A 3810-nucleotide genomic window follows, 5' to 3' on the forward strand; every position below is an offset into this window, starting at 1 on the left:
TGCGCCGCGCCACCGCGCACCGCGTCGCCCCGGCCCTGGGCGTCCCGCCCGTGGCCGGCGCGCCCGACCCCACCGCGCTCTGCGCGGCCGTCGCCGACCGTCTCCCCGAGCGGTCCGCCGGGGACGTACGGGCCCTCCTGTACGGCCCGCCCCCGACCGACGACGCCGCGCTGCTGCGGCTCGCCGACGACCTCGACGCCCTCGAAAGGCAGGTACGGAAGCCGTGACCGAGAAGGCCACCGCCCAGCTCCGCATCACCCCCGGCGCGGCCCCCGCCACCCCCGCGCCCGGCGACCCGCGGCTCGGCGACCCCCGGACCGGCGACCCGCGCGAGGCGCTGACCGCCCTGCGCGCCGAGATCGCCAAGGCCGTGGTCGGCCAGGACGCCGCCGTCACCGGCCTCGTCGTCGCCCTGCTCTGCGGCGGCCACGTGCTGCTCGAAGGCGTCCCCGGGGTGGCCAAGACCCTGCTGATCCGCACCCTCTCCACGGCGCTCAGCCTGGGGACCAAGCGCATCCAGTTCACCCCCGACCTGATGCCCGGCGACGTCACCGGCTCGCTGGTCTACGACGCCCGCACCGCCGAGTTCTCCTTCCAGCCCGGCCCGGTCTTCACCAACCTGCTGCTGGCCGACGAGATCAACCGCACCCCGCCGAAGACCCAGGCCGCCCTGCTGGAGGCCATGGAGGAGCGGCAGGTCACCGTCGACGGCGAACCGCGCGCCCTGCCGGTGCCCTTCCTGGTCGCCGCGACCCAGAACCCCGTCGAGTACGAGGGCACCTACCCGCTGCCCGAGGCCCAGCTCGACCGCTTCCTGCTGAAGCTGATCCTCCCGCTGCCCGACCGCGACCAGGAGTTCCAGGTCCTCGCCCGGCACGCCGCCGGCTTCGACCCGCGCGACCTCACCGCCGCCGGCGTCCGCCCGGTCGCCGGCCCCGAGCACATCGCGGCGGCCCGCGAGCAGATCGCCAAACTGACCATCTCCCCCGAGATCCTCGCCTACATCGTCGACCTCTGCCGGGCCACCCGGCAGTCGCCCTCGCTCTCCATCGGCGTCTCCCCGCGCGGCGCCACCGCGCTGCTCGCCGCCTCCCGCGCCTGGGCCTGGCTGGCCGGCCGCGACTACGTCACCCCCGACGACGTCAAGGCACTCGCCCTGCCCACCCTGCGGCACCGCGTCGCACTGCGCGCGGAGGCCGAGATGGAGGGCGTCACCGCCGACTCCGTCATCCAGGCGGTACTCGCCCAGACGCCCGCCCCGCGCTGAACCCCGTCCGCCCACCGCCGCCGGCCCCGACGAAGGAACGCACCGCATGGCCCTCACCGGGCGAACCGCCCTGCTCGCCGCGCTCGGCGCCCTCGTCACGGGCCTGCTGCTGCCCTCCTGGGCCGGGATCGGCGCCGTCACCGGTGCGGTCCTGCTCGGCGTCGTCGTCGACCTGGTGCTCGCCGCCCCCGTCCGCGGCCTGCGGATCGTCCGGGGCGGCGACACCACCGTCCGGCTCGGCGAACCCGCCGCCGTCGAACTGACCGTCACCAACCAGGCCGGACGCCCCCTGCGCGCGCGCATCCGCGACGCCTGGGCCCCGTCCGCCTGGCGGACCGGCACCGAGACCGCCGCCTCCCGGCACACCCTGCTCGTGCCCGGGCACGAGCGGCGCCGGGTCACCACCGTCCTCACCCCCACCCGGCGCGGCGACCACCACGCCCACAAGGTGACGGTCCGTTCGCTCGGCCCGCTCGGCCTGGCCGGCCGCCAGGGCTCGCACCTCATCCCCTGGACCGTCCGCGCGCTGCCCCCGTTCGCCAGCCGCAAGCACCTGCCCTCCCGGCTCGCCCGGCTCCGCGAACTCGACGGCCGCACCTCCGTCCTGACCCGGGGCCAGGGCACCGAGTTCGACTCACTGCGCGAGTACCTGCCCGGCGACGACGTCCGTTCCATCGACTGGCGGGCCAGCGCCCGCCGGCACACCGTCGCCGTCCGCACCTGGCGCCCCGAACGCGACCGGCACATCCTGGTCGTCCTCGACACCGGCCGCACCTCGGCCGGCCGGGTCGGCGACGCCCCCCGCCTGGACGCCTCCCTCGACGCCGCGCTGCTGCTCGCCGCCCTCGCCACCAAGGCCGGCGACCGGGTCGACCTGCTCGCCCACGACCTGCGCAAGCGGGTCTCGGTGGCCGGCCGCTCGCCGAACGAGATCCTCCCGGCCTTCACCAACGCGATGGCCGTCCTGGAACCGGCCCTCTACGAGACCGACATGCGCTCGCTGGTCGCCACCGCGCTCAAGATGGCGCCGCACCGCTCGCTGATCGTCCTGCTGACCGGGCTCGACGCGGCCCCGGTCGAGGACGGCCTGCTCCCCCTGCTCCCCCTGCTCACCAAGCGGCACGAGGTCGTCCTCGCCTCCGTCTCCGACCCCCACCTCGACCAACTCGCCGCCGGCCGCGGCACCGTGGAGGCCGTCTACGGCGCCGCCGCCGCCGAGCAGACCCGCGCCGACCGCCGCCTCACCGCCGACCGCCTCACCCGCGCCGGCCTCACCGTCATCGACGCCCCGCCCGGCTCGGTCGCCCCCGCGCTCGCCGACACCTACCTCGCCCTCAAGGCCGCCGGCCGCCTCTGAGCGCCGGAAGAAGAAGTGGAGCGGGCCGGCGACCGACAGAGCCGTCGCCGGGAGCGCTTTAGGTGTATCGGAAATGCTGGTCGTCGGCGTGGCCCCGCCTAAAATGACATGCAGTCTTCGCCTGGTCGTGCTGGGATCAATCCCTATGGATGATTACTTTCTCGATGAAACCGACTTGACGGACAGGATGGAGCGGAACCTGGCGGAACACGCCTGCCATCTGCACCGGAGCATGTCCGGTGCGACTGTCGCGGAGACCGATGACCTCCTGGTCGCGGACAGCGGCCTGGACGACGACACGTTCAACATCGTCGCAGCGGCCCGCTTCACCGACGGCGACGCCGCGGCCCGCATCTCCGAGACCGTCGGGTCGCTGGCCGGCACCGGCCGCGGTTTCTCCTGGTGGGTGGGACCTGCCTCGACACCGGTAGACCTCACCACCCGCCTGACCGCGGCTGGTCTGCCGGTGTCCGAGCGTGAGACGGCGATGTGGGCCGAGCTGGACGACACCCTGCCGGTTCCCTCTGTCCCGGGTCTGGACATCCGAACGGTGACCACGCCCGAGCAGCTCGCCGATTACGCCACGGTGCTCGCCGCGAACTGGAATCCACCCGCTGAAACCGTCCGTGACTTCTTCGCCCGGGCTGCTTCCCAGGCGCTGGCCGCGACCTGCCCGGCCCGGTACCTGGTGGGCTACGTGGAGAACCGTCCGGTCTGCTCAGCCGAGGTGTTCCACCACGCCGGAGTCGTCGGCATCTACAACATCTCCACCGTGGCCGCCCACCGCCGGCACGGCTACGGCGGAGCCATCACGCTCGCGGCCCTTCACGCTGCCCGCGAGCGAGACCACGGCATCGCGGTCCTGCAGGCGTCGGCCGACGGCGAGCCTGTGTACCGCCGCCTGGGATTCCGTGCCTGCGGCCAGTTCGTCGAACACGCCGTCAACACCTGAACCTCCACAACTCCACGGACACCGTCCGTCGCCCCTGATTGAGCTGGTCACAGCCATTCATTGATGGCCGCTACGAGGAGAGTGGCCTGCATGCTGGTGAGTCGGCAGCAACGGTTCCAGCACTGCCCACTGCTCGTACGTGAGATCTCCTCGTCCCATAAACGGTGATCATTCACAGCTCAAGTTCCGTTTCGATACACGCCCTAGAACGCAAAGAACCCCCGCCGGAATACC

At 73.3% G+C, this 3810-nt stretch carries 3 protein-coding genes and 1 pseudogene; all 4 read left to right on the plus strand.

Annotated features, from left to right (window positions below):
• Nucleotides 1–227: pseudogene (locus tag ABD308_RS10935) on the plus strand (DUF4350 domain-containing protein); the annotation flags it as partial.
• Between the two features lie 110 nt (nt 228–337).
• Nucleotides 338–1267 carry an AAA family ATPase gene (locus ABD308_RS10940; protein WP_344331682.1) on the plus strand — a complete coding sequence of 310 codons (930 nt, stop codon included), beginning with the start codon at nt 338–340 and terminating at the stop codon, nt 1265–1267.
• A gap of 46 nt (nt 1268–1313) precedes the next feature.
• Entirely contained in the window at nt 1314–2624 is a 1311-nt protein-coding gene (locus ABD308_RS10945) for a DUF58 domain-containing protein (RefSeq protein ID WP_344331669.1), read from the plus strand.
• Between the two features lie 187 nt (nt 2625–2811).
• Nucleotides 2812–3576 carry a GNAT family N-acetyltransferase gene (locus ABD308_RS10950; RefSeq protein WP_344331686.1) on the plus strand — a complete coding sequence of 255 codons (765 nt, stop codon included), beginning with the start codon at nt 2812–2814 and terminating at the stop codon, nt 3574–3576.
• Nucleotides 3577–3810: the final 234 nt, after the last annotated feature.

The organism is Kitasatospora putterlickiae, from assembly GCF_039527695.1.
GTDB lineage: Bacteria > Actinomycetota > Actinomycetes > Streptomycetales > Streptomycetaceae > Kitasatospora > Kitasatospora putterlickiae.

What these genes read in the sequence shown, in the direction of transcription:
- ABD308_RS10945 (WP_344331669.1), top strand. Translation starts at nt 1,314, where the DNA reads ATGGCCCTCACCGGGCGAACCGCCCTGCTCGCCGCGCTCGGCGCCCTC.
- ABD308_RS10950 (WP_344331686.1), top strand. Translation starts at nt 2,812, where the DNA reads ATGGAGCGGAACCTGGCGGAACACGCCTGCCATCTGCACCGGAGCATG.